20 protein-coding genes and 1 pseudogene are annotated in these 24,661 nt (G+C 65.1%); 10 read left to right on the top strand and 11 right to left on the bottom strand.

Annotated features, from left to right (window positions below):
* The first annotated feature begins 118 nt into the window (after positions 1–118).
* From G4G28_RS18430 to G4G28_RS26725, 3 genes and pseudogenes are all read left to right on the top strand, one after another.
* The gene (locus tag G4G28_RS18430; RefSeq protein ID WP_182989392.1) at positions 119–1,657 is read left to right on the top strand and encodes a histidine kinase dimerization/phospho-acceptor domain-containing protein; all 1,539 of its coding nucleotides are present in this window, start codon (positions 119–121) and stop codon (positions 1,655–1,657) included.
* A complete protein-coding gene (locus G4G28_RS18425; protein ID WP_183107688.1) occupies positions 1,594–2,355 on the top strand; it encodes an ATP-binding protein in 762 nt (253 codons plus the stop codon). The genes G4G28_RS18430 and G4G28_RS18425 overlap by 64 nt, the downstream gene beginning before the upstream one ends.
* Before the next feature lie 102 nt (positions 2,356–2,457).
* Positions 2,458–2,688, top strand: a pseudogene (locus G4G28_RS26725) (NADPH-dependent FMN reductase); the annotation flags it as partial.
* Between the two features lie 249 nt (positions 2,689–2,937).
* Here G4G28_RS26725 and G4G28_RS18420 read toward each other — a convergent pair.
* Positions 2,938–3,384, bottom strand: a complete 447-nt coding sequence (locus tag G4G28_RS18420) for an SRPBCC family protein (protein WP_182989388.1) — start codon at positions 3,382–3,384, stop codon at positions 2,938–2,940.
* Positions 3,385–3,582: 198 nt separating this feature from the next.
* Between G4G28_RS18420 and G4G28_RS18415 the strand changes: the two genes are divergently transcribed.
* On the top strand, positions 3,583–4,776 hold the full coding sequence (locus G4G28_RS18415; RefSeq protein WP_182989387.1) for a hypothetical protein: 1,194 nt from the start codon (positions 3,583–3,585) through the stop codon (positions 4,774–4,776).
* On the top strand, positions 4,773–5,816 hold the full coding sequence (locus tag G4G28_RS18410) for a DUF4034 domain-containing protein (protein ID WP_182989386.1): 1,044 nt from the start codon (positions 4,773–4,775) through the stop codon (positions 5,814–5,816). The genes G4G28_RS18415 and G4G28_RS18410 overlap by 4 nt, the downstream gene beginning before the upstream one ends.
* Before the next feature lie 141 nt (positions 5,817–5,957).
* On the opposite strand, the gene G4G28_RS18405 is transcribed toward G4G28_RS18410, so the two are convergent.
* Positions 5,958–8,354 carry a TonB-dependent siderophore receptor gene (locus tag G4G28_RS18405; protein WP_183107686.1) on the bottom strand — a complete coding sequence of 799 codons (2,397 nt, stop codon included), beginning with the start codon at positions 8,352–8,354 and terminating at the stop codon, positions 5,958–5,960.
* A 181-nt stretch (positions 8,355–8,535) separates the two neighbouring features.
* Complete coding sequence (locus G4G28_RS18400; RefSeq protein ID WP_183107685.1) at positions 8,536–8,751, bottom strand: hypothetical protein; 216 nt, start codon at positions 8,749–8,751, stop codon at positions 8,536–8,538.
* A gap of 385 nt (positions 8,752–9,136) precedes the next feature.
* Here G4G28_RS18400 and G4G28_RS18395 point away from each other — a divergent pair, with 385 nt between their 5' ends.
* Positions 9,137–9,493, top strand: coding sequence for a hypothetical protein (locus G4G28_RS18395; RefSeq protein ID WP_182989384.1), 357 nt, complete (start codon positions 9,137–9,139; stop codon positions 9,491–9,493).
* A gap of 262 nt (positions 9,494–9,755) precedes the next feature.
* Here the strand turns inward: G4G28_RS18395 and G4G28_RS18390 are convergent, their stop codons facing one another.
* The 3 genes from G4G28_RS18390 to G4G28_RS18380 are packed head-to-tail and all read right to left on the bottom strand — an operon-like array spanning position 9,756 to position 11,628.
* Positions 9,756–10,046, bottom strand: a complete 291-nt coding sequence (locus G4G28_RS18390; protein WP_183107684.1) for a hypothetical protein — start codon at positions 10,044–10,046, stop codon at positions 9,756–9,758.
* Between the two features lie 56 nt (positions 10,047–10,102).
* Positions 10,103–10,909 (bottom strand): PhzF family phenazine biosynthesis protein, encoded by an 807-nt coding sequence (locus G4G28_RS18385; RefSeq protein ID WP_229507713.1) that lies wholly within the window; start codon positions 10,907–10,909, stop codon positions 10,103–10,105.
* A 26-nt stretch (positions 10,910–10,935) separates the two neighbouring features.
* On the bottom strand, positions 10,936–11,628 hold the full coding sequence (locus G4G28_RS18380) for an NnrU family protein (RefSeq protein WP_183107683.1): 693 nt from the start codon (positions 11,626–11,628) through the stop codon (positions 10,936–10,938).
* A 271-nt stretch (positions 11,629–11,899) separates the two neighbouring features.
* Here G4G28_RS18380 and G4G28_RS18375 point away from each other — a divergent pair, with 271 nt between their 5' ends.
* From G4G28_RS18375 to G4G28_RS18365, 3 genes are all read left to right on the top strand, one after another.
* Positions 11,900–15,070, top strand: coding sequence for an error-prone DNA polymerase (locus tag G4G28_RS18375; RefSeq protein WP_183107682.1), 3,171 nt, complete (start codon positions 11,900–11,902; stop codon positions 15,068–15,070).
* Positions 15,071–15,215: 145 nt separating this feature from the next.
* Complete coding sequence (locus tag G4G28_RS18370) at positions 15,216–15,596, top strand: hypothetical protein (RefSeq protein WP_182989381.1); 381 nt, start codon at positions 15,216–15,218, stop codon at positions 15,594–15,596.
* A 21-nt stretch (positions 15,597–15,617) separates the two neighbouring features.
* A complete protein-coding gene (locus G4G28_RS18365) occupies positions 15,618–16,079 on the top strand; it encodes a DUF3592 domain-containing protein (RefSeq protein ID WP_182989380.1) in 462 nt (153 codons plus the stop codon).
* A 59-nt stretch (positions 16,080–16,138) separates the two neighbouring features.
* Here G4G28_RS18365 and G4G28_RS18360 read toward each other — a convergent pair whose 3' ends face one another.
* The 5 genes from G4G28_RS18360 to G4G28_RS18340 all read right to left on the bottom strand — a co-directional run bounded on the left by G4G28_RS18360 (position 16,139) and on the right by G4G28_RS18340 (position 23,632).
* Positions 16,139–17,557, bottom strand: a complete 1,419-nt coding sequence (locus G4G28_RS18360) for a M20/M25/M40 family metallo-hydrolase (protein WP_182989379.1) — start codon at positions 17,555–17,557, stop codon at positions 16,139–16,141.
* Between the two features lie 277 nt (positions 17,558–17,834).
* Positions 17,835–19,292: a GDSL-type esterase/lipase family protein gene (locus G4G28_RS18355; RefSeq protein WP_183107681.1), complete on the bottom strand. Its 1,458-nt coding sequence runs from the start codon at positions 19,290–19,292 to the stop codon at positions 17,835–17,837.
* A 118-nt stretch (positions 19,293–19,410) separates the two neighbouring features.
* Positions 19,411–20,169 carry a transglycosylase SLT domain-containing protein gene (locus tag G4G28_RS18350; protein ID WP_182989377.1) on the bottom strand — a complete coding sequence of 253 codons (759 nt, stop codon included), beginning with the start codon at positions 20,167–20,169 and terminating at the stop codon, positions 19,411–19,413.
* A gap of 19 nt (positions 20,170–20,188) precedes the next feature.
* Positions 20,189–22,360, bottom strand: coding sequence for an acyltransferase family protein (locus G4G28_RS18345; protein WP_183107680.1), 2,172 nt, complete (start codon positions 22,358–22,360; stop codon positions 20,189–20,191).
* A gap of 60 nt (positions 22,361–22,420) precedes the next feature.
* Positions 22,421–23,632 (bottom strand): GDSL-type esterase/lipase family protein, encoded by a 1,212-nt coding sequence (locus tag G4G28_RS18340; protein ID WP_183107679.1) that lies wholly within the window; start codon positions 23,630–23,632, stop codon positions 22,421–22,423.
* 494 nt (positions 23,633–24,126) lie between these two features.
* On the opposite strand from G4G28_RS18340, the gene G4G28_RS18335 reads away from it, so the two are divergent.
* Entirely contained in the window at positions 24,127–24,606 is a 480-nt protein-coding gene (locus G4G28_RS18335; RefSeq protein WP_182989373.1) for a hypothetical protein, read from the top strand.
* Positions 24,607–24,661: the final 55 nt, after the last annotated feature.

The raw sequence follows: 24,661 nt of genomic DNA, 5'->3' as shown, positions 1-24,661 counted from the left end.
GATTGACCCGGGGCGGATCCGGCTTGCCTGTTAGAATCCATCAGTTTGCGTGCAATTACGTCAACTCAGCGGCGTATGAAAGGCTGATGCTTGATCAACACAGGCTTTGCAAAACCCCATGAAGACGCGTACCTACCTCATTGCCATCATCCTGACGATCCTGCTGCCGCTGTTCGCCCTGTCGGTATGGGGCCTGGACCTGCTGCTGCAAAAGGAAAAGGACGCGCGCCTGCTCGCCGTGGAAGAGAAGACGCGTGCGATCGCGCTGGCGATCGACAAGGAGCTGTCCAACGCGGAAGGCGCGCTGCACGTCATCGCCCAGACCGAGATGATGGCGGGCGAGGATTTCACGGCGCTGTACGCGCTCATGCGCAAGACCATCACGACATCCGATTCATGGGCCGTGCTGTACGACGCCGACGGACGCATGCTGCTGCATACGCACCATCCATACGGGACGGTGTTCAACGAAGGGCTGAACGACTGGGTACCGCCGGCGATCGCGCGGCAAGGCCCCAGCGTATCGAACCTGCGCGAAGGCCGCGCGGGCAAGTGGAAGGTGGTGTCGGTCAACATGCCCATCGTGACCGCAAGCGGCCACCGCTTCCTGCTGACCCATTCCTTCCACGTCGGCCACCTGACGAAACTGCTGCGCGACCAGAAGCTGCCGCAGACCTGGGTAGTCGGCATTTTCGGCGAGGACGGCATCAGCATCGCCCGCAACCTGCGCGAACGCGATTTCATCGGTAAACCCGTGAAACCCGAGCTGTACAAGGCCGCAATGGCGCATGCCAGCGGCAGGATCAAGAACATCACCCGCGATGCCTTCTGGGCCTACAACACCTTTACGCACACGACCCGCGCGCCCTGGACCGTTGCCGTCGCCGCGCCGATGGAAGTGATCGACGGCCCGGCACGCACGGCGACAGTGATCGCGGCGCTGGTCCTGGCAGTGGCATTCGGCGGTGCGGTGCTGGGCATCGTCATGTTCGCCCGGCGCATCACGGGCTCGTTCAACCTGACCCTGGCGGCGGCGAAGTCGCTGGAACATGGCAGCATACCGGTGGTCACGCCTTCGGGCGTGGTCGAAGCCGATGCGTTGCAGCGCGCCCTGCGCGACGCCGGCGTCCAGCTGGCGGCGGAAAACGCGGCGCGCCAGCGGCTCGAGGCCGAACGCGAGCAGCTGCTGGGCAGCGAGCGCGAAGCCCGGCGCGAAGCGGAAAACCAGAACCACGCCAAGGACGAATTCCTCGCCATGCTCGCGCACGAATTGCGCAATCCGCTGGCGCCGATCGTCGCCGCCGCCCACATGCTCAAGCTGCCACGGCGGGACGAGGCGCTCGTGCAGCGTACCAGCGCCATCATCATCCGCCAGGCCGACCATTTGAAGGCCCTGATCCACGACCTGCTGGACGTCTCGCGCGTGACGCGCGGCCTGGTGGCGATCGATAAACGCCAGCTGGCCATCGCCGCGGTCGTCAAGCACGCGGTCGAGCAGGCCGAACCCCTGATCAATGCGCGCGGCCATACGCTGCAGTTTGAGCTGCGCGCGCCCGACGCGCTGGTGCTGGGCGACGAGAAGCGCCTGATCCGGTGCTGTCGAACCTGCTCACCAACGCCGCCAAGTACACGCCGCCGGGCGGCCGGATCGAATTGACGGCCGAGGTGCGCGACGGCCAGGTGCTGGTGGGCGTGAGCGACAACGGCATCGGCATCGATCCCGAGCTGATGCCCCATGTGTTCGACCTGTTCCGGCAGGCGCGCCGCACGGCCGACCGCTCCCGTGGCGGCCTGGGACTGGGCCTGGCCCCGGTACGCAGCATCATGGCGCTGCATGGCGGCAGTGTGGAAGGGCATAGCGAAGGCGTCGGCAAGGGAACGCGCTTTACGCTGGCCCTGCCGCTGTTCGCCGCGCACCCGGCCGCGGCAGCGGAGCAGGCGACGCCGGATGCGCCGGCCGCGCCGATCGGCCTGATGATCGTCGACGACAACGTCGACGCCGCGCGCACGCTGGCCGGCCTGCTCGAGGCAAAAGGACACCAGGTCACGGTGATGACCACTGCCCATAGCGCGCTCGAGCATAGCCGCACTACGCCGCTGCCGCTCTACATCCTCGACATCGGCCTGCCCGACATGGATGGCTACGCGCTCGCGCGCCAGTTGCGCGGCACTCCCGGTACACAGGACGCGGTGCTGATCGCGCTGACCGGCTACGGCCAGTCGCACGACCGGCAAATGGCGCTGGCCGCCGGTTTCGACCATCACTTCGTCAAGCCCATCGACATTGCGGCACTTGACCGCATCCTGGCGGCGGCACCGCGCCCGGTGGCGGTTGGGGAACCGGCTGTCCTGTAGCGATATGGCCGATATCGACATACTTGCCTTGTCCGGCAGTCAGCGCGCCGCCTCCGGAGTACGGCGCTGCTGCTGGCGGCGCAGGGGTTGGCGCCGCCGGGGGTGCGCGTGCGCATCCACGAGGGCCACAAGCACTGGCCGCTCTTCAATCCCGACCTGGAAGGCGATTTGCCGCCACCGGTGCAGGAATTGCGCACCCTGATCAGCGCCGCCGATGCGGTGCTCATCGCCACTCCGGAATACGCCCATGGCGTCAGCGGAACGATCAAGAATACGCTCGACTGGCTGGTAAGCCATCCGGGCTTCGCCGGCAAACCGGTTGCACTCTTCAATCCTGCCTACCAGTCTTATCACGGCGACGAGGCCTTGAAGGAGACGCTGCGCGTCATGTCCGCCGATCTCATTCCCGAGGCCTGCGTCCGAATTCCGGTCATCGGTTCAAGAGTGGAGCTGGACGCCATCGGCGAAGTGCCGGCGTTTCGCGCGGCCATTTCGGTGGCCCTGCAAGCCATTGCCGGCCACGTGCAGATGCGCAGGGGCCTGCGCCGGCAGGCTGAGCGCGGCCGGCGCCGGCCGCTGCGCTCAGTCGCGCACCTGCGCCTCGACGAGTTTGCCGAGCAGCTCGAGCGATTCCTGCCAGCCGAGATAGCAGGCCTCGGCGGGAATCATGGCGGGGATGCCTTCCTGCGTGATCTTCACTTCCACTCCACAAAACACTTCGCGCAGCAGCACCGTGGTCTGCATCCGGCCCGGCAGGTTCGCGTCGTCGAATGTGGCCGTGTAGCGCAGGCGCCGGCCGGGTTCGAGCTCCAGGTATTCGCCGCCAAACCCATGGCTGTGGCCCGTCGTGAAGTTCGTGAACGACATCCGGTAGCGGCCGCCAACCCGGGCATCGAGCTCGTGCACGGTCCCGGTGAAGCCGTGCGGCGGCAGCCATTTCGCGAAGGCGGCGGCCGTCGTGAAGGCACGGAAGACGTGGTCGGGCGTCGATTTGAAGACGCGGTGCAGTTCAACGGTGTTGGTGGACATGGTGATTTCCCTATCTGGACATGGCAGAGGACGGCCCTCGGGATAGTCGACGAATGGGATGCCCGGAATTCGACATCGCCTCCACGTTTTTTGAAGCTTGACCTTCTGTCATGAAAATGCTCTACTGAAACATTATTTTCATTGGCATTTCGCCAAGATGGAGACCGGGTGAGAAGAATCGGATTGCAATGGAGGCTGTTGGCGAGCGCGGGAATGCTGGCTGGATGGCTGGCGTCGGCCGGAGCCGCACCGGCGAACGTGGTTCCGGAAGATGCGCGCGCTGCAAAGGAACTCACCAAGGATCTGTCCCGCTTGTTCACGCTGCCGGCGGCCCTGCAGCTTGACCCCGCCTTGCGCGAGGCAGCGCAGCGGATGGGCGCGGACCACCTCGCTCGCATGGAAAAGCAGTTCGCCCAGTGGGCCGCGGAAGAAAGAAAAAGGCGGCCGGCCAGCCGCGACCAGGCGTTCACGGAGAGGATGATGTACGCGCTGACGGCGCGCATGCTCAACGAACTGGCTTACTGGCACATCGAGCCGGGCGACGCCGGCTACGAACAGGCCACGCTCGAGGTGCTGCGGACTTCGCCGCAGGTCTGCCAGTTCGGCGACAAACCACGTTTTCGCGATTTCTCGAGCCGGATACTGCGGATACAGGCAATGTCCCCTGCACAGCGGGAAATGACGCTGGCAAGCGAAAGCAGGATGCTCGAGCGCTGGGGCAAGCCGCGGCCCGAGCCTCTGCCTTGGCCTAATCCGCTGCCCAGGGACGCGGCGATGCACGCGATTGCAAATCTCGCCGCCGGCACCGCCCGGCCGGCGATCGCGCTGGCGCCGCATCTTGCCGACCATGTGCTGTCGGCAGGCAACCAGTATGATCAATTGCCTGCCGAAGAGCAGTGCGCCATCCAGCGCTGGTGGTTGAGCGAAAGCCTGGCGCAGGGCCAAGCCCCCGCTGCCGTGCTCAATGCCTTCCGCTACGGTACGCTGATCACCGCCACCGAGCGCTACGAGGGCATGTACGAGCCGACGGACGAGGACAAGACGAGTGGACGGCCGGTCTATCCCAGGATGGCGGCCCTCTTCGAAGTCGAGGGTGTGACCCGGTTGCGCCGCGAATTCGACGCCGCCGGCAAACCCGTCGGCGTCACTGTCGTCAAGCGAAAGATCACGGCGGGCGCCCTGCCGGGCGTGCGCCCCATCGCCTTCGAGGATGCGTTCGACGCGGCGTCGTTGAACCATGCACTGGCATCTGCCGCGTCGGCCAAACCGGAAAGTACCCGGGCAAAAGAGTTCGAGATGGTATGGAGCCTGGAGGTGGAGCAGGCGCCGCCCGACAGCACCAAGGAAACCTCGGCGCCTGCGCAACCCAAGGCACGAAAGAAGAAACCATGAGATTGTCGCAATCACGAACGAGCCTGGCACACCGGCTCCTGCTGCCTGCCGCGCTGGCACTGGCGAGCCTCGCCCCTGCCGTCATTGCCGCCGAGCCCGAAGCGAAACGCTCGCCCATTACCGAAGCATCCGAACGTGCGCTGTGGTGGGGCGATTTCGGCGCACTCGAAAAGCAGAACGCCTACTTCATGCAGCCGGGGCGGCTGGAACCGGACGGCACTTCCCAGGTTTCCCTGTTTCGCGAGGGGTATGGGAACGTCCTCTACGCCAGTACGAAGAACCCTGAAATCTACCTGAAGGAACTCGACGCGTTGACGCTGCAGTGGGCGAAGGAGCATCCGCGCTCGGCGCTGGCGCATATCCTGCACGCCAGGTCGCTGCTGGCACATGGCCAGTCGTATCGCGGCGGCAGCTATGCAAAGGACGTGCCGCCGGAGGCCTGGAAGTTCTACCATGAATATTTGCGCCAGGCCGCGGAATACCTGAAGGACCATGCGGAGGTCGCACTGACGGACAGCGATGCGCATTACGTGCTGCTGTCGATCGGCCGCGGCCTGGGCTGGAGCAGCGAGCAGATGGTGGCCATCGCCGAGGATGGCTTGAAGCGCAACCCGGACGATGTCAGCCTCCATTTCGCCGTGGTGGACCACCTGCTGCCCAAGTGGAACGGTACGCCCAGGGAGCTCGACACCTATATCCTGCAGGCGACCGAGAAGACCCGCGGCCAGTTCGGCACCGGGATGTATGCACGCCTGTATTCGGCCGCGGCGGAAGACCAGTTCGGCAGTGGCCTGTTCGAGGACAGCTACGCCGACTGGGACAAGATGAAGCGGGGCTACGAAGACCTGCTGGCCAGGTACCCCGCCAGCGTCCGCCAGCGCAACCGTTATGCCCATATGGCGTGCGTAGCGAAAGACAAGGAAGTCATGTTGCGGCTGCTGAAGGAAATCGGCAGCGAGGTGCGTACTAAGGAGTGGGGCCGCAATCCGAAACGGGCTTTCGAAACCTGCCGGCTTTGGGCGACGTCGGTACCCGGCTGAGCGGGTGCAGCTTGCGTTGGCAGGCAACGCGGGTCGGCATCGCTGGACTCGCATTACAGGGAGGCGGAACGTAAAAAACCACGGGGCACTTGCGTGCCCCGTGGTTTTTCGCTGTTCAGGCCAGGCCTGAGGTATGAACTATCAGAACTTGTGCCACAGGCGCGCGAAATAAGCCGCGCCGTTCAGGCCGAACTGCACGCTCTCGTACTTGAAGCCGTTGTCGGTTTCGTTCGGATCCTGGGCGGTCGGTTTTACGTTGAAGATGTTGGTGCCGCCCACGGTGAGGCGGGTCTTCTCGCTGAAGGACCAGCTGAAGGAGAGGTCGGCCGAGGTCTTCGCCTCGTAGCGGGCATTCGGTACCGGCGGGCCCGAGAAGGTGCCGAGGGTCTGCGGACCGAAGTGGATGATGCGGAAGTCGGTGCCGAGCTTGCCCTGGGTGTATTCGAAGCCGAGCGTGGCCTTGCGGCGCGGGCCGCCCTGTTCGATGAACAGGCGCTCGCGTTCGGACAGCAGCACGTCCTCGAAGCCCTCCAGCGCGCTCGGTGCATGCACGCCGGTCACTTCGGTCTTGCTGAAGTTCAGCGCGAGGAAGGTGTTCAGGCGGCCGGAAGCCACAGGCATGCGGTGCGACGCCGTCACGTCCAGGCCCTGCGTCTTGGTGTCGATCGAGTTGACGAAGAACTGGGCCTGGCCCACGCCCAGCGACTGCAGGGTGGCGCCCAGGGCAGGGTAGTTGTCGGCATCAAAACGGCCCGACAGCACGATGCGGTCGTCGATGTCGATGCGGTACAGGTCGGCCGTGACCGAGGTCGATTGCGACGGCGACCAGGTCGCGCCGAAGGTCAGGCTCTTCGACTTTTCTTCCTTGAGCGCCGGGATGCCGGCGGCATTGGCCACCGCGCCGCCGTTTGGCGCCAGCACCACGTCGAGCGGCTGGCCATTGACGAAGTCGGTGAAGGTCGAGGAGAAGTAGACCTGCTGCAGCGAGGGCGCGCGGAAACCGGTGCTGACCGAACCGCGCAGCAGCACGTCGCCGTCCAGCTTGAACGAGGCGGCGAGTTTACCGTCGGTGGTCGAGCCGAAGTCCGAGAAGCGCTCGTGGCGCAGCGCGGCCAGGACCTTGAAGCGGTCGGTGACGTCCGCTTCCAGGTCGATGTAGGCGGCGCTGCTGTGGCGGCTGCGGTCGGTCGCGTCGCCCGGCTGGAAGCCCGGGAAGCCCTGGCTGCCGGCATTGCCGCCCACGCCCACGCCGTCGGCGTCGATCCAGGAGCCCGGTTCGCCGGCGAAGATGCGGTAGTTCTCGTTGCGGTATTCAAAGCCGAAGGCCGCGTTCAGGCCCTGCATGATGCCCGGGTAGAAGCGGGAAAAATCGGCGTTGGTGGTCAGCTGGCGGAAGTCGAAACCGCCCGCGCCGAACGAATTCGCGCTGGTGCCGCGCCCGCCGTTGGCCAGGTCGAGGTTGGCGATCGAGGCGTTGAGCGTGTTGGCGATGGTGTAGTCGAGGCGGTTGTAGCCGTAGGTCTGCGAGAAGTCCCCATTCCACTCGCCGAACTTCAGGCGGTAGCCGAGGGTGCCGTAGCGGTCGTCGACGTCGCCGTTGATGAAGGGGACGAAGCCTTCCGGGTACATGGCGGCCGAGTTGCGCGACGGGATGTCGTCGGAACCGATACCGCCGCGCGCGAACGCGGCTGACGAGGCATCACGGCGCTGGGCGCCGGCCGTCAGGTACAGCTTGCCCTCGCCGAGCGGGATGTCGCCATTGACATACAGGGTCTGGTTTTCCGACTTGCTGTCGCCGATGATGCGCGGGTTGCCCGCTTCCGCGCGGTTCGAACGGCCGCGGTCCAGGTATTCGCCGGTCACGCCGAAGGTGCCGCCGGCCAGCGCCACGCCGCAATAGGCCGAGGCCAGGTAGTTCTCGCCATCGCCGGCCGAATACTGGCCGAAGCCCGCCACCGCTTCGCAGCCGAGGCTTTTCTTGAGTTCGATGTTCATCACGCCGGCAATCGCGTCCGAGCCGTACTGGGCGGCGGCGCCGTCGCGCAGCACCTGCACGTTGCGGATCGCCAGCAGTGGGATCGCGTTCATGTCGGTGCCGGTATTGCCGCGGTTGCGCGCGCCGAACAGGTTCACCAGCGCCGTCGTGTGGCGGCGCTTGCCGTTGACCAGCACCGTGGTCTGGTCCGAGCCCAGGCCGCGCAGGGCGGCGGAATCGACCAGGTCGGCACCGTCCGCGCCGCTCTGGCGCGTCGAGTTGAATGAAGGGGAGATGTTGGTCAGCGTCTGCGCCAGGTCGAACTGGCTGCCCTGTTCGGCCAGGCGGGTCATCGGGATGATGTCGACCGGGACCGCGGTGTCCGTGGACGAGGCCGCGCCGGTACGGCGGCTGCCGACCACGTGCACGCTCTGGACGGCGCTGGCCTGGGCGGCGTCAGGGGTTGCGGTCTGGGCCGAAGCGGTAGGAGCGAAAGCGGCGAGGGCGGTACTGCCGTAGAGCGCGAGCAGCACGGCGCGGCGCAGTTGAGTCTGTTTGATCACGCAACATCTCCATGAGGGAAAAATGCATGCTAATCAATATTGATCGATGGCACCACTGGGTGTGTCTGAAACACAACGATTAGGGTGAAATCTTGTATGCCAGGACTGTTGTCTGAAGCAGCGCCGAGCGCTGGTCGGAAGAAGGGTGTCTTTCGACCGTGTCCGAAAATCGGATCCGATATCAAGCCAACAGGGGGCGTAGCAGGCGCCATCCATAGCCTGCGCCCACCAGCAGACCGGTAACTATCAGGAACAGAAGAACCCCATAAGCGATGCGCAGTAGCGAGAACGACTTCGCTGCGGTTCCTTGCTCCACCAGGCGTGTGGCTTTGTTATTCCGAAGAAGCTCGCCCATGAACTCGTTTGCCAACTGTAGCGGGAGGGCGAGGGCAAACACCAGGGACCGATGATCTCTCAAACCCGCGCTTGCTTCGCAAGATCAATGAAACGCAGCATCGCGTGACGGGCGGTTTGTGTCATCTTTTGCGGGGCACGTGCTTCGATGGCTTCGAGGAGTCGGTGGCTTCCGGGCTGTTTCCAGGGACGGATACCGAGTTGAATGCACTGCTGGAATACTGTTGGGAACAAGCGAAGATGCACTCGGAGGCTGACTCCAGCTGCGACAATTCTATTTGACCAGGTCGCCATGCCGGCCTGTCGATGGCCGCCTTAAAGTAGAAAATTCTATTTCTAGCTGCGCTCTTTTTGTTGGGGGAATACCATTCTTCAGCCATTGCGGAAATACTGAGCATGCAGCCACAACAGTGCACAGGAGAGGGGCCGTGGGATACACCTTGAACAGATATGCGGGCAATACCTTGCACCGTTACCTCCTGGCGGGTGTGCTTGCAACCGTTTCGCCATGGGCCGCGGCCTCGGGCGATCCGACCATTGTCTTTTTCGCGGCTGCCCGGATTGTCGCGTTGCTCGTGCTGGCGATCGTCATCGCTTTCTGGCGTACCCAAAGCGGCGCTCGACTGCGGGCTTTCGCGGCCACCGCGTGCAGTCTTCCCGCGCTTTGGTTATTGGGGCTTATGCCGAACTACCAGAAAAACCAGGTTCTGATCGAATCCGCTTCGTGGCTCGTTATCGCCGTCACGATCTGGCTCAGCCTGAGAGAGGTCAGCAAAAACGGGTGAGCTTGCCATGGCACCGTCGCGCGTTGTCTGTTCGGAGCTGCCATCCGGGTGATCGTCGATGTGGTTGCCCGACTCGATCGGCTAAGTACTCGACCGAAAATAAATGGGAATTTTGGCAAACAGAACCGGACGTGCCGGTTCGGATGCGGTGCAAGACGGCGAGAGCGCCGCAGTGCGAGCACTGCCCCGCAAGCGGACGCGAGCCGACGCAGCAACGCGCCGGTTCTGGAAGCCAAAAACACATTTATTTTTGGGTGAGTACTTAGCTACTCGCCCGCCAGTCCTCGATCGTTTTCGTGACCTCGTCGGAGTAGGTCCCCGACAGGTTCCGTTCGTAGAACCTGGAGCTGCGCGAGTTCGGCCCGCTGTCCTGGACAGCCGTGGCCAGGCGGTTGATGAAGGCGCGCCCTTCGCTTTCGTATGCGCTGCGCTCCTGCGCATCCAGCCGCAGCATGAAGTTGTAACTGACGAAGCTGTGGCTGCAGTTCACATCGAGGAAAAGCGCGCCATCCTCTTCAAGCAGGAACCACCCGTGTGGCGCGTGATCGATCACTCTCACCGTTTCTCCTTGCCTCGACGTGGTAACGGACGGCAACCTTGGCGCCTGCGTCAGGCTGTCCCAAGTGCCCGTACCAGTCCCCCAACGAGGATGTCCTCGCTTCGTACCTGGGTTCGCAGCAGGCAGTCGCGCCCGGTGGCACGGCCCTGGTGGACGGTCAGGCCATGCCCGAGCAATACCGTCAGCGCGCCGGCAGCGACGCCGGTGGCGCTGTCCTCGAGCAGCGGATCGAGGTGGTTGAAGTTGCGGCCTTCGTAGTCGCCATCCGGCCTGCGGCACCATACATAGCAGCCATTCACGCCATGTTCGCGGCCCCAGGCCGCGATGGCGGACAGGTCGGGCGCGAGCCGGTAGAGCGTGTCGGGATCGGCCACTTCCAGCAACAGTTTCGGGCTGCCGACCGAGGCGATCGCGGGCGGACTCGCCAGGGCCAGGCCGGGCGCATCCAGCAGGCGGGCCGCCAGGGCGATATCGATATCGATCGAGGGCGCGTCTTGCCGGGTCAGGCCGACGAACAGGTTGCTGTCCTGGTGCGACAGGGACAAGCGCTGGCCATGCATCGCGGTCCTGACGACGGGAGCCACGGCTGGATCGCGGGAGAACAGCAGTGTTGCCGCCGCCAGCGTCGCGTGCAGGCACAAGGGACTGCGCATGTGCGGGTAGACGAAGTCGAGCACTGCTGCGAGCTCGGGACTGTCCGCAGGGTCGATAAAGACGCAAGTGAGCGCACGCTGACGTGCCAGTGCGGCACGGGCAAGCGGGTCGGGCGGCCCGCCTTCGACGACCGGGGCCAGGTTGCCGCCGCGGCTGCCATGGGTGAAACAGGCGAAGCGATGCAGGTGCATGGATGTGCTCACGACGTGTACTCCCGGGTTGTGCAGCATTACACCAGCCAGCGCCAGATGCCTGCCGCCCAGCCCGCGGCCGGAATATGCGCCCAGGTGGCCAGCAGCCAGACGAGGATGCCGCCGGCAATCGCATGCATGCCGAAGCCGCCAAATTGGGCGCGGTCCGCTGCGATGGCGGCGAAAGGCAGGTAGCTGGTGCGAGCCTGCCAGGCTTGCCAGCCGTCTGGATCCAGCGCCGCCTTCTTGCGGTCCTGGAGCGCGGCGCCGACGAGGGCGAGCACGATGATGGCGCCGGCGACGATGATGTTCTTCTCGACCGGGTACACGAGGATGTGGCAGGCGCCCCAGATGGCGAAGGCCCACATCATCGGGTGGCGGGTGATGCCGTAGACGCCGCGCGCCTGGGCCGTCGCGGCGCTGGCGGCGGCGCCGGGCAGGGCGGGATTGCGAATGAAAGAGCCGAGCAGCAGGATCGAGGCGACCAGCATCGCCACCGTCACGAAAGCCCACAGGCCGTCGCCGACCTCCCAGAGAAATGCCGTCGTTGGCGCGCGCCGGAATGCCCAGACGGTGGCGCCCAGCGTAAGAGCGGCGATGAGGGAGTAGAAGGCGAGGAAGCCTTTCTCGCCCATGGCGCGCACCAGCGGCGCGCGCAGCGGGTGGGACAGCAGAAAATGGCTTCCTGCGAAGGAGGCGGCCGCCGCCAGCACGGTCATCGAATCGGTCATGGTTCACCTTTCGTGGTTGTCTGCATGGATGTCGCCACGCGCATGCGCGCGCATTCCACTCTAGCAGAAAGCGCTGGCAAGCTGACAAGCTTGACCGAAAAGCAGCGGACCTATTCCGCCTGGGTGAATCGGTAGTGGAAACTCAACCGCGGCCCCACGACACCGCGGTTCACGCACAAAAGCTTGATAAGTTGACCTCGTCGGTTATACTGTGTTTTTATACAGTAGTATTACTGTGCGGACACTTACCATGATGATCCTTGCCTGACCGATGCCGACCCCGCCGCCCACGCCCAGCCTGCCCGACTATGCCGAGCTGTTCTGCCTGTCGAACTTCTCGTTCCTGCAGGGCGCCTCGCATGCGGAGGAACTGGTGGAGCGGGCCGTGCGCCTGGGCTACTCGGCGCTGGCGCTGACCGACGAGTGCTCGCTGGCCGGCGTGGTGCGAGCGCACGCCGAAGCAAAGAAGGCGGCGCTGCCCTTCATCGTTGGCGCCCATTTCCACCTCAAGCAGCCCGACGGCAGCCCGGCCCTGTCGCTGATCCTGCTGGCGCAGAACCGCAATGGCTACGGCAACCTGTCCGAATTCATCACGCTCGGGCGCACGCGCGCCGACAAGGGGACCTACTTCCTCACGGTCGAGGACATCGTCAATCCGCCGCGCGAACTGGCGCACCTGAAGGGCATGCCCGATTGCCTGGCGATCCTGCTGCCGGCCTACCCCGGCCACGAGGCGAAGGATGTCGACCGCCTGCATGCCCAGGCCGCGTGGATTGCCGAGCACTTCCCGGGCCGCGCCTGGCTTGGCCTGGTGCTGCTGCACCGCGCTTTCGACGATGCCCACCGCGCCACGGTGGAAGAAGTCGGCTGGCAGCACCGGCTGCCGATCGTGGCGCTGGGCCACGTGGTGATGCACGTCCGTTCGAGAAAACCCCTGCAGGACACGCTGACCGCCACGCGCCTGGGTAAACCCGTGGCCGAATGCGGCTATGGGCTGGCCCAGAACGCCGAGCAGCACCTGCGCGCACGCCTGCGCCTGGCGAACATCTATTCGAAGGCGGCGCTGAACGAGACACTGCGTATCGCTTCCCTGTGCACCTTCTCGTTGGATGAGCTGCGCTACGAATACCCGAACGAAGTCGTCCCGCCCGGCCAGACGGCCAGCAGTTTCCTGCGCAGCGAGACCTATATCGGCGCGCACCGGCGCTTTCGCGAGGGGATACCGGCCAAGGTGCAGGCGCAGGTCGAGCATGAGCTTGGACTGATCGCCGAAATGGGCTACGAACACTACTTCCTCACCGTGTACGACATCGTGCGCTTCGCGCGCTCGAACAATATCCTGTGCCAGGGCCGCGGTTCGGCCGCCAATTCGGCGGTGTGCTACTGCCTCGGCATCACCGAGGTCGATCCGGCGCGCGCCAACCTGCTGTTCGAACGTTTCATTTCGAAAGAACGCAACGAGCCGCCCGACATCGACGTCGACTTCGAGCACCAGCGCCGCGAAGAAGTCATCCAGTACATCTATGCCAAATACGGCCGCACCCGCGCCGCGCTGGCGGCGGTGGTGATCAGCTACCGTCCGAAAAGCGCGCTGCGCGACAGCGGCCGCGCGCTCGGCGTCGACCTCGGCATCATCGAGAAGGTCAGCAAGGCGCACCACTGGTTCGACAGCAAGGCCGACTTATTGAATCGCCTGAAGGAGTCCGGGCTCGACCCGGAGGCGCCGCTGTCGATCCAGTGGGCGACGCTGGCGCAGCAGCTGCTGAACTTCCCGCGCCACCTGTCGCAGCACCCGGGCGGCTTCGTCATCGCGCAGGGCAAGCTCTCCCGCCTGGTGCCGATCGAGAACGCCACCATGATTGATCGCAGCGTCATCCAGTGGGACAAGAACGACCTGGAAGAACTGGGCCTGATGAAGGTGGACGTGCTGGCGCTGGGCATGCTGTCGATGCTGCGCCGCGCGCTGGACCTGATCAGCCTGCGCCACGGGAACCTGTTCGAGATGCAGGACATCCCGCCGGACGACAAGGCCACTTACGACATGATCTGCGCCGCCGATACGGTGGGCGTGTTCCAGATCGAATCGCGCGCGCAAATGAGCATGCTGCCGCGGATGAAGCCGCGCGTGTTCTATGACCTGGTGATCGAGGTGGCGGTGGTGCGCCCGGGGCCGATCCAGGGCGGCATGGTGCACCCCTACCTGCGGCGGCGCCAGGGCCTCGAACCGGTGGTCTACCCGAGTGACAAGATGAAGGAAGCGCTGGGGCGTACGCTGGGCGTGCCGATCTTCCAGGAGCAGGTGATGCAGGTGGCCATTCTGGGCGCCGGTTTCACGCCAGGCGAAGCCGACCAGCTGCGCCGCGCCATGGCGGCCTGGAAGCGCAAGGGTGGCCTGGAACACTACTACGACCGCATCGTGCGCGGCATGCTCGAGCGCGGCTACGACCTGGCTTTTGCCGAGCAGATCTTCAGCCAGATCCAGGGCTTCGGCGAATACGGCTTTCCCGAGTCGCACGCGGCCAGCTTCGCGCTGCTGGCCTATGCCAGCTCCTGGGTCAAATGCCACGAGCCGGCGGCTTTCCTGTGCGCGCTGCTCAACAGCCAGCCGATGGGTTTCTATTCTCCCTCGCAGCTGGTGCAGGACGCGCAGCGCCACGGCATTGAGGTGCGTCCGGTCGACATCACCATCAGCGGCTGGGAGTCGACCCTGGAAGAACTGCACGACTCCACGCGCCAGCCTGCCGTGCGCCTCGGGCTCTCGCTGCAGCGCGGCATGAGCTTCGAGGCGGCTGCGCGCATCGAGGAGGCGCGTGCGATCCGTCCTTTCGACAGCGTGGCCGACCTGGCGAGAAGGGCAGGGCTGGACCGGGGCGACCTGCAGGTGCTGGCCGGTGCCAACGCATTGCGTACACTCGCCGGCAACCGCCGCGAAGCCCTGTGGCAGGCCGTGGGCGCCGTGCCCGACAAGGACCTGCTGCGCCCGACCTCGCCGGTCGAAGAGATGCCGCAGCTGGCCACGCCATCGGAGGGCGACGAGATCGTTGGCGACTACCGCGCGCAGGGGCTCACGCTGGGGCGCCATCCGGTCGCGCTGCTGCGCAAAGCCTTGCTGGCGCAGCGCTTCATGCCGGCGTCCGTATTGAACGAATACCAGGACGGCCAGCTGGCGCGCGGCTGCGGCATCGTCACGGTGCGCCAGCGGCCCGGCACGGCCAAGGGCGTGCTGTTCCTGACGCTGGAAGACGAGACAGGCAATGTGAACGTGATCGTCTGGCCTACCCTGGTCGAGCAGCAACGCCGCGAAGTGCTGGGCGCGAGCCTGCTCGGCGTATACGGCATCTGGCAAAGCCAGGGGCAGGTGCGCCACCTGGTGGCCAAGCGGCTGGTGGACATGTCGCACTTGCTGGGGAAGCTGACGACCAATAGCCGGGATTTTTGCTGAGTGCTGGACAGTTTGCTGTGCGTGTTTATTGTGCTGAACCGCATGCATTGGATGTCATCGCCGGTATCACATCCAGTACACTGGGCAGCTGGCGGGACCGTGACGCCAACACGCATGCACTTTATCCATGACGACCTCGAACCGCATGACCGACAAATTCGATCGCTACACACCCATCCTTGAGTCGCTCGTCGGCGAGGCGATCCGGTGTTCCCCCGCGAGCTGGAACAAGGGTGAGCTGACCATTACCTGTAACGGCGCCTATCTCAACTATGCATTGAAAAACAGCGACAGCGAAGAAAAAGCCCAGATGAGCGAGGCCTTGCGCCAACTGTGCGAAGACTTCTACGTGGCCATGCGCCAGGCAGGCGATACCTGGGACAAGGCGGTCGTCGCCTATTCCCGCCACGAGAACAGCTGGTCATTCGATGTCAAGTTCGAGCGTGCGGAGTCGGTCGCCGAGCGGCACACTGCTGCTTCCGATCTGGCCAATACCGGCAAGCCGTGGTGGAAGTTCTGGCAGTAGGGCCTGATGCAAGGGGCAAGCTTGAGCAGGAAAAAACAGTATCAGGGAGCCCGCGGCGGCTTCTGTCTGGTCTTTGCGGCCGCCATCCTGGCGAGCATGGGATGGTATTGGGGCGGGTTCTACGCGCAAGGGTTTCGCCCCTTCATGCAATACGAAACGGCCCAGGGCCTGATCCTGGATGCGGGCCAGTCCCGCTGCGGTCGGCGTAAGCAAACCGAACAATGGGTACGCTACCAGTACACCGTCAAAGGCATTGTGTATCACGGCGATCGATATGTCCTGGGCGACCAATGCGGGTCCATTGATCAGACACCGCTGTACCTGGGAGATAACCGCGTCCTGGTCTATTACAGCGTCAAACGCCCTGCGTTTTCGGTACTCATCCGCAGGTGGGGGAACGGGACCATTCTCATTACGCTGATGGCGGCAAGCCTGTTTGCGGGTTCGCTGTATGGCTGGGTGGTCGCTACCAGGAAAGCCTGACTCCCCGTTGCGGTTCCGGCTTCTCCGGCTACCGCAACCGGGATAGGTTCAAGCGGCGCTTATTGCTGGCCCAGCCGCTTGCCCAGGCGGTACAGGAATTCGACCCCGTCGTAGAGCGACTTCACCCGGATATGTTCATCCAGCCCATGGATGCCGTTACCCTCGACGCCGACGAACATGCCGCTGATCCCATAGGTCCAGATGCCGGCGTTGTTGAGGTAGCGGCCGTCGGAGGTGGCCACGAGCATGGTCGGGACGACGGGCACGCCCGGCCACATCTCGTTGGCGACCGCCTTGACCGGTCCCATGATCGTGGGCGTCAGCGGCGGCGAGGGCGCCAGGTCGGCTTCGCCCACCGGCGTGACGGTGATCTTGTCGTCGGCCAGCACGCGCACCAGCGTCGCGCGCACCGAATCGACCGGTTCGCCGGGCAGGATGCGGCAGTTGACGTTGGCGCGGGCGCGCTGGGCGAGGGCGTTGGGGGCATGGCCGGCATCGACCATCGTGGCGACGCAGGTGGTGCGCACGGTGGAGTTGTGTTCCGGATTGAGGGCGTACAGGCGTTCGAGGGCGTCGCGATCCGGCGGAGTGCGCAGGATCGCCTTCATGTCGGCCGCCGTTTGCCCCTTTTCGATCTGCGCCATCTGCTCGTAGAAGGCGCGGGTCACCGGCGAGAGCGTGAAGGGGAAATCGAAACGCTCGAGCCGGGCCAGGCCATCGGCCAGGCGGTAGATCGCATTCTCGCGCGGCGCACGGGCGCTGTGGCCGCCCGGATTGGTCACTTCCAGCTGGTAGTTCTGGGTGACGCGCTCGCCGACCTGGATGCTCAGGCGCACCGGCTTTTCGTCCTTGTCGAGATAGCCGCTGCCGCCCTCGTTCAGGGCCAGTTCGGCGTCGATCAGCTTGCGGTGGTTGCGCAGCAGGTAGGCCAGGCCATTGAACCTGGAGGGAACGATCTCTTCGTCGCAGGTGAGGGCGAGGATGATGTCGCGCTTGAAAGCAGGGCGCTCGCGCTTGTAGCGGATCATGTTTTCCACGAAGGCCGCCGCCATCGCCTTGTCGTCGGACGCGCCGCGCGCGTAGAACACGCCGTTTTCCTCGATCAGCTTGAAGGGATCGCGTACCCAGTCGGCGCGCTTGGCCTCGACCACGTCGACATGGGCCAGCAGCAGCAGCGGTTTGCTGGCGCCGCTGCCCTTGAGCCGCGCGACCAGGTTGCCCTTCGTCGGACCGTCCGGCGGCACGATGATCTGCATGTCGGCATCGCTGTAGCCACCGGCCTTGAGCCGGGCCGCCATGGCCGTCACCGCGTTGGTGCAGCTGCCGCTGGAGTTGGTCGTGTTGATTTCCACCAGTTCCTGGTAGATGGCCCGGAAATCCTTTTGCACCGGCGTCAGGGCAGGCGATTGCGCGTGGAGCGTGTTCGACAGCAGGGAGGCGGCAAACAGCAGGGCAAGGCGTTTTCCGGGCAAATTCATCGTGCATCCTCGGTAAAGTGCCAACGAACAGCGAAGTGGAATGGCGGTGCGGCCATGCGGGTTCGTGCGGCGTGAAATCACCACGCTAACGCACGGCCCTCGGGCCAGCGAACGAACGTATTACTATCTTTACATACCGTTCTTCAAATGCATATCGATACTTGTCGTCATGCGCGCCCGCGATTGTCAGTACATGCTTCCCGGAGGAGGGAAGACTGGTGACGGAACGCAGGCCTCGTGCGATCGACCGGGCGGACAAGCCACCGGCGAACGCCAGTCACGGCGCCGGCGCGTCCGTCCAGCCCATGTCCTTGGCAAATTCCTGCGCCAGGCGCCGGTAGCCGGCCACCGTGAAGTGGATCAGGTCCTTCGACATCAGCGCCGGCGACTGCTGCGCCCACCCGTAGGCGCGGCCCGGTCCACCCATCGCGTCCTGCATGCTCCAGGCCAGGCAGCCGGCATCTTGTGCCACTTCGGCCTGCACGCGGTTGATGGCGGCGTGGATGGTCGAATACTGGAACAGGTCGACCGCCGCGCGTTTCCTGCCGCTTTTCGCGCCCTTGGCCGCCGCAATCCGCGCCGCTTTTTTCCCTGCCTTCTTGCCCGCTTTCCTGTCCGCGCCCGCGCCTTTTCGACGCACGTTCAACGAACGCGGTACCAGCACGCCGCGGTCGCCCGGCCCGATCAGCACGCAGGCCGCCGTCGGGAAGGTGGCCTTCATGTTGCGTACCGATTCGGTCAGCATCTTGCGGTAGGCCGCCAGGTCGAAGGGTTTGACGTTGCCTTCGTTGGTGCCGAATTCGAGCATGACCAGCTGGTACTGGCGCTGCGCGAACCAGGCGCGCAGGTAGTCCTGGTTGGCGCTCCTCCAGCTGGCGGCGGTGGCGCCGGGATAGCCGAAGACATCCAGCACGTAGGGCTTCGATTGCGCGGACGCCAGTTCCAGGCCGTGAAAGCGCAGGCGCCCATCGACCAGGCGCAGGCGCACCTGCGCCAGCGGCGCGTCGGCCGCGAGTTCCAGCACGGCCGGGCCGGCCTTCTGCTGCAGCGTCACTTCCTGTTCCGCTCCGCCGTCGACGCTGACGGCCACTAGCATCGGCGCCTCGGTCTGCTGGTAGAGGACGCGTACCCGTTCGTAGCCGGGCGACTGCGCGTCCTTGCGCACATCCCAGGCCAGCGTGGCGCCGGCCTGGTCGCTGACCATGTTCACCAGCCCCGGGCCGGGCGCCGTCGTCCCCTCGCCGCTGACATAGACGGGTTCATACTTCCATTGCGGGGACACGCAGGACTGGCGCAGCGGCAGGCGCACGCCGGCCTTGCCCATGTTTGCCGGGATCAGCAGGTTCGGCAGGGCGTCGCCCGGGATCTTGAGGAGCTTTGCCAGCTCTTCGGTGAAGAAATTCGCGGCCAGGTGGCTGTCGCCCCAGATGGCGATGCGAAAGCCCTCGTTCGAGGGCAGCGCGCGCAGCGAGGACAGGGGCGAGTTCGCGGCGGTGGGCACGTCCAGTGGGGGCGCCGGGAGTTCGTCGAGCATGTCTTCGCTGGGGATCTCGAGCGGATCCGGGTTCGGTTCCGCCGCGGGCCGTACGAGTGCCGGCTTCTTCTCGCAGGCGAGCGGCTGCACATTGGCACCCGCGCGCACGGCCAGCTGCATGACGGCAGGCGCCCTCCGGGCATTGGCGTCGACAGGCAGCGCCACGGCTGCAAACAGGGTCAGGAAAACCGGGATGCGCATGGCAGCCTCCGTGCGCCGGCATTGCCGGGCGAAAGATGAAAGAAATTCAGGCGAAAGCGTCAAGCCGCCAGGCGGGCGGCGCCAGGGTTATTATGCCCTGTGGTGCAGCCCGGGCCGCTCAGGGCGCCGCATCGACCGGCACGCGTGCCCCGGCCGCCACCTGGTTCAGGCGGCGCTGCTCCGCGCGCACCTTGTCGATATAGGCGTCGCTGGACGCGCCGCCACCGAAATAGAAACGCAGCGCCTCGGTTTCGGAGCCCTTGAGCTTGACGCAATCGCGCAGGATCTCCGCGCCCACCTTCAGGCTGACGATCGGATCGATGAAGCTGGATTTGCCGCCATATTTTTGGTAGCGCTTCGCGTGGATGCGCGGCATCACCTGCATCAGGCCCTGGGCACCGGCCTCGCTCTGGATGTAGGGGTGAAAATTCGATTCGATGGCCATCACCGCGATGATCAGGTTGGGCGAGAGGCGGTAGGACTTCGACAGTTTGTCCGCTTCGGCGATCAATGCGCCGATCGCCGCCGGCGAGACGCGGTATTTCAGGCCCAGCCACTGGGCCATGGCGGCCTGGGACTTCGACAGCTGGACCGAAGGGACGGGCGGGGGCGGCGGGACGGCCGGCTTGGCCGGTTCCGGTGCCGGTGCCGCCACCGGGGGCGCGGCCGGGCCAGTAGCTGCCAGGGCAGCCTGGGCCGGCACGGATGCGGCGGGCACGGCGGGTGCGACCGCCGCTACCGGTACGGCAGGTTCGCTGCTCGCCGCGCCGATCCACTTGCCCAGCTGCTCGGGATAGACCCAGGCATACAGCACCAGCGCCAGCGCCAGCACGCCCACCACTCTCACGAGCGTCAATAAGCCACGTATCGCAGTCATGGCACTCCTTCACAAATAATTAGTCAGACCACCCGCTTGCCGGCACCCCGGCACCCCGGCTGCCGCTATCGAGGCTGCGGCAGGTGGGGCGCAGGGGAGGGGGTGGCGCTTCCGTTGCCGCCTCACCGCCGTTCGCGGCTTCGGGTGGCGCGACGGCAGGCGCTTCGTGTGCCGATGCCGCCTTGTCGGCCGGCTTCTCGGCGGCCTTGTCAGCCGGCTTCTCGGGTGATGTTTCGGATGGCTTGTCCGGCGCTTGCTCAGCCGCGTGGCCGGTCGATTTCTCCGCCGTGGCTTCCCTTGACGCGTCGGCAGCATGCGCCTTGCCGGCCTTGGCAGACCTGTCTGCCTCCCCACGCTCACGCTCGCCGCCATTTCCTTTAGCCAACATTGTAGCGCGTTCCTCCGGCACGATGACTTCGCCGCCGGTGGCAGTCTTGATTTGCGCGGTCAGCGCGCGCATGCCCTTGGTCGTCAGGTGGATCCCATCCTTGACGAAGAACTCGGCATGGCCGTCCGACAGCGCATGCCAGTCGATCAGGTGCACGTTCGGGTAGAGCGGCGCCAGGCGCGCGATCATCTCGTTGTTCGGCGCCGTCCAGCGGCGGATCGCGCGCACGTTGATGACGATGACCGACTTGCGGTCCGCCAGCTCGTCCAGCAGCGCGCGGAACTGCGCTTCGTTGATGTAGCCGTTCGTCCCCAGGTGCAGCAGGACCGTCGAGGCCTTGCCGGACTTGGCGCGCCATGCCTTGACCGCTTCCAGGCCCTGGCTCGCCTGCCGTCCCACCTGGGCGTCGACGCGGATGCCGGGAATGGTTTTCGACAGGTGGTGCTTCACGCCCAGCAGTACCGAGTCGCCGATGGCGAAGATGTCTTCGCCGCCGGCGATCATCTCGTCGGGGTCAAGCGCGGCCTCGGGTTCGGCGGCGGCAGGTTCCGCGCCCGCCACGGGCGCGGCGGGCGCAGCGGCCTCGCTCGTCGGCGCCGGCGCGCTGGCGACGACCGGTGCCGCCGGCGCGTGGAGCAGCGTGATCGCGAAGATCGACCAGGCCGAGCCCATGTAGACGAGCACGCAGGCCGCCATGCGGCGGTTGTCGAGGCTGCGCGGGTTGAAGCGTTTCGAAGGCATCTCGACCCAGCGGTACATCAGTTCGGACAAACCGGCCACCGCCGCCAGGGCGCCAAGCAGCACCGCCCAATTGGAAAAGTCGCCATGGCCACGCAGCTGCAGCCAGACGAAGACCAGCCAATGGACCAGGTAGAGGGAATAGGAGCGCGAGCCCAGCCACTGCGCGAGGTCGGTGCGCAGCAGGCGCGAAACAAAAAAGCGGCGGTCGTTCATGGTGCAGTAGGCCACCACGCCCGTCAGCAGCGGCACCAGCAGGAAACCGCCCTGGTAGAAGGCCGGACTGGTCGGGTTCAGGCTCACGCTCATGCAAGTGAGCACGCCAAGCGACACCAGGGCCGCGATGCGCCAGCCCCAGCGGGCACGCGGGCTGGCCGTGGGCCGCGCCCAGGGATTCCAGAAGCAGCCCAGCGCGGCGCCCGCGAACAGGCCCATGGCGTGGGTATCGGTGCCGAGGTACAGGCGGTTCAGGTCGTCGCTGCCGATGGCCGGGTCATAGCCGTACCACATCCAGGCGGTACTGGCGAAGGCCAGCGCGAGGGCGAACACGCCAGTGGCTTTCGGGCCATGGCGCTTCAGGACGAAAAAGGCCAGCGGCGGCCACACCAGGTAGAACTGCTCTTCCACCGCCAGCGACCAGAGGTGCTTGAGCACGTGGGGCGTGGTGTCGAAATAGGACTGCTTCTCGACGATCTGCCACACGTTCGACCAATACGCCAGGGCGGCTGGAACGTCGGCGCGGAAGGCGGCGAAGGCCGCATCGGACACCAGCGCGGTGCCGGTGGCCAGCAGCACCAGGCCGACCACCGGCGGCAGCAGGCGCTTCAGGCGGCGAAAGTAAAACGCGCGAAAGCGGAAGTCGCCCTTGTCGCGGTAGTCCTTGACCAGCATGGCCGTGATGATGAAGCCGGAGATCGCGAAGAACACGTCCACGCCGAGGAAGCCTGCGTCGAACAGCCCGGAGATATCGCAGTGGAACAGGATCACGGATGCCACCGCCAGCGCGCGCAGGCCGTCGAGTTCGGCGAAACGTGGGTGGCCTTGATTGATCGGGGAATGGGACATGGCTCTAGCGGCTCGGTTCTTCGTTCGGTTCTTGGTTCAGTTCGTGATTCAGTTCGTGATTCAGTGCTTGTTCAGCAGCAGCGCCTGGGCAAACATGCGGCCGCTGAGCTGGTAGCCTTTTGCCGTCAGGTGGGTCAGGTCGCGCTGCATCTGCGGCGGCTGCATCGCGGCCCAGCGCGCGGCGCTGCCAGGACCGCCCATTGCCGCCTGCCAGTCCCAGAAGGCACAACCGTGCTCGAGCCCGACCTGCTTCTGCGCCGACGCGATCTGGGCATGCACGTTCGCGAATTTCAGCGCGCCGCCGCCGCCGGCATTGCCGCGGTCCGGCGGGCCGACCAGGATGCAGCGCGCGCGTGGATAGAAGCTGCGCATGCGCCCCAGGTTCTCGCGCAGGTAGCTCAGGTAATTCGTGCGCGAAAAGCTGGGAACGGCGCCCTCGTTGGTGCCGTACTGGACGAGGACGAGGTTGTAGTCGGCCGCCACTTCCGGCGCCGCCGAAAAATGCGCCGCGGCCGTGTTCGACCAGCTGCGCAGCAAGCCACCCGGCACGCTGAAGGAATCGAGCAGCAGCGCGGGCGCGCTGTCGTAGACGGGCGCAAAGCCGTGCACGGTGACCTTTCCCGACACCACGCGTAGCTTGATCGTGGCCAGCGGCACGTCCGGCACGATGCGCAGGACCGAGCTGTTGCGCCGGCTCAGCGACACGAACTCTTCCGCACCGCCGTCGACCGACACGGCCAGCATGAGCGAGGCGTCCGGCGCGGGTTTCTCGTAGAGCAGGGTCACAGCCTTGACCCGCGCCGACGATCCAGGCGCGCGCAGGTCCAGCGCGATGGTCTCGCCGGGGCTGTCCGCTGTCATGCTGAGAAAACCCTTGGAAAATCCGGGCTGGCTGCGCTTTTCCTTGTGCGCGTAGGCCACGCGCCAACCCTTGCTGGCACAGGCGGCTTTCACGGGTAGCTGCAAGCCGGGCACCGGAATGCCGGCCTGGATGAAAGAGGGCGCCACGGCGCCCTTGGCGATGCCGGCAGTGTCGAGGGCGGCACCGATGAAGTCGCGCGAGGAGCTGAGGCTGTCGCCCCAGAGCGCGATGCGCAGGCCGGGGGCGTATGCAGGGGATGCCGGCGTGGACGTGGTCGTCCAGGTAAAGCTGCCGCCCGCCCCGCCATCCGCGTCCAGCCGTGGGCATGTGCCGAGGCCGGCCGCGTGCAGCGCTCCAGCCGCCAGCAGGCCCACGCCAGCTATCGCGATGGACAGCGACCGATTCTTCATGGATGCATCTTCTTGTTCGTCCGGGGAAAATCCACCCGAGCGATGGCAAAGAGATTGCATCGGGGTATTAATTGAATTATAGCAATTGTTATTGAACTGCTATAGGGGTTGATGCATGTTTGTTGCGGATCTGTTGCTGGCAGGCGTGCCACGGAACCGGGGGGCTACGGCCCGATCCTGCTGTGCAGCAGCGCACATCATGCAGACCGGCCAAACAAAAACAAGTAAATATGCGGCGCGTGCAGCAGGAGGAAATCGGCGCAGAGCGCCTAGCACAACCCCTTGCTTGTACATACAGCAACAACACCTTACACTGAGCTATTCCGAACGTCCGTGATCGGTCACGCGATCATGTCGCTTTCGCGACTTCGTCAGGCGCTCTCAACCTCCAATTTTCGGACAATGATTTTGGCGGACGGGTACCGGGGTATGTCTACTGCAGGGCTCGGCAGTCGCATTTTGACTGCAATACCCGTCACCTCAAAACAAGCTGCATGTCAACGACGCTCATATCTCCGATCAGGTTTGCCACCATCCAGTTAGCCGTACGGCTGATCCCAGTGGCGGTGATTGTGGCGTTCGTGTTCGGTGCGATCGCCATCACCTGGCCTGAGCAGTCGGATTTGCGCGGGTCCGATAACATCTTTTGGAGAATCGTCGTCATCCTGTTTTACGTCGGCTCGACAGGTGGTATTGGGCTTGCGTACGCCGCGCAGATGCTGGGCCTGAACGCCCAGGGGCTGATCTCGACACCACGCGTGCCATGGACGGTCAGTCTTGACGCTTCAACGCTGTCGATCCGTGCGCGCCGCTATGCCTCCAGGATCGACATGGACGAGGTTGAAAGGCTGGTGTTGATCAACGACGATAACTGGGATCAAATCAAAGGCATTGAGGATAAATGCCTTGCCATCAGCCTCAAAAGCCGCGCACTCAGGATCATCGTTCCAGGCACTTATGCGGACGATTGGTGAAGGACGAAGCCGCAGCGCGCAAGCGCTCTGCAAACAAACGAGCTCGAGAGACACT

The organism is Massilia sp. Dwa41.01b, assembly GCF_014171775.1.
GTDB lineage: Bacteria > Pseudomonadota > Gammaproteobacteria > Burkholderiales > Burkholderiaceae_D > Telluria.
Note: the sequence above shows the minus strand (reverse complement) of the source record. Positions and strands in the feature narration are given on the sequence as shown.